The following is a 1,439-nucleotide window of genomic DNA, read 5'->3' as shown; positions in this document are numbered from 1 at the left end:
AAAACGACTGACATCACGACTTCAGATTTCTGACTTCGTGAAGTAGCTCTTTAATCATTGCCTTAACATGATGCTCATCTACACAAAAGACTATGGTTTTGGCATATCTATCGGTAGCTTTGAGAAAATCCGTCAAATGTTGGGCGATCTCCTTTGTTCTCGCTTCCCGAACCAATCTCCGTTCAAAATCGGGAGTCAAATATTTCCCTTCAGGAATAGTTCTGCCATAGCGATCTAATTGCCCCTCACTAGGTTGCCATCCATCTTTATCCGAACGAGTTAAAATTCGATAAACTCGATAAGGTGCAAGGAAACCATCTTCAATTCCTTCTTTTAGAGAATAAGTATAAAGAGGATTACCAAAATAACGATAGGTATCTACATTATCATTTCGTAAAGGCGTAGCGGTTAATCCTAACTGATAAGCTGGTTCAAAATACTCTAGAATACTGCGCCAACTACTTTCACTTCTAGCACTACCCCGATGACACTCATCAATAATTATGAGATCGAAGTAATCGGGACTATATTCCTTATATAATCCAGGGCGAAAACTATCTTCTGCGATCGCTTGATAAATAGCAAAGTAAAGATCTCGTCCTTTCTTTGCTTCCACCACAGCGATCGGAAATTCACCCTTATAAAGTAATAAGTAATCTACAAACTTCCTCTTTCCTCTGGGCTTTTTCTTTTTTTTGGGTTGAATCTTACCAGCAGTGAAATAATACTGTTCGGTATAGTCATGAGGTTCTTTTTCCCATCCCGCCTCTCTTAGTTTTGGCTCGACATATCTACGACAAGTATTAGTCTCATTACTCATACTGGCAAATTTCTTGTTTTCTAACGCCTCTACTTCTTCTATTTTTCCCATTTCTGCCAGCTTGCGACGTAATCTGCGATGAATTTGCTTCAAACTCAAGGGAATTACTGGTTGCCCCGATTCAACAGATGCGATCGCATCTGGTAAGTAATACTCTCCCAATGTTAAAGACTCATCAGTAAGGTTGCGAGAGATAGAAAATTTTTTCGTTTGTGATGGGTTGAAGAATTCTGGTTCTTCTTTTTTAACAGCTTCTAATCCAGAAACAGCTTCCTGAAAGTCCAAACCAGCAGACAGTAAATACTCCATTACTGATAAAGAAACTAAGTCATCTTCTGTATAGAAAACACTCCGTCCTCTTCCTGTTGCGTCTACGGTAGGAACAACTACTCCCTTTTCTCGCCAATACTGTAACTGTCGCAGAGTACAACCAGTTATTGTTGCTGCTTCTTTGCTGTTAAAAAACATTTACTATCCCTTTCCTATTACTTATGGGCGTTGCTGAATATGTAATGCTTCAACTCTATTTAGTTAACTTGCAGGAGCGAATAAAAAGTTCTCAAAAGCTTAGAGCTTAGAGGAGGGGCTGTCTTTTGAGGTCTCCTCAAAAGTTTACATT

Annotated in this window: 1 protein-coding gene; it reads right to left on the bottom strand. The window is 39.2% G+C overall.

Going from position 1 to position 1,439, the window contains the following annotated elements; all coding sequences use genetic code 11:
- Positions 1 to 13: 13 nt before the first annotated feature.
- Positions 14 to 1,288, bottom strand: coding sequence for a DEAD/DEAH box helicase family protein (locus tag H1P_RS40085; protein WP_144876496.1), 1,275 nt, complete (start codon positions 1,286 to 1,288; stop codon positions 14 to 16).
- Positions 1,289 to 1,439 lie beyond the last annotated feature (151 nt).

The sequence above is a fragment of the Hyella patelloides LEGE 07179 genome (genome assembly GCF_900659865.1).
In the GTDB taxonomy this organism is placed as follows: Bacteria; Cyanobacteriota; Cyanobacteriia; order Cyanobacteriales; family Xenococcaceae; genus Hyella; species Hyella patelloides.
The sequence above is the reverse complement of the archived record's forward strand: the minus strand, read 5'-3'. Positions and strand labels throughout refer to the sequence as shown.

Excerpts from the sequence above, each read along its gene's own strand:
- H1P_RS40085 (WP_144876496.1), bottom strand. The coding sequence starts at position 1,288 with ATGTTTTTTAACAGCAAAGAAGCAGCAACAATAACTGGTTGTACTCTG.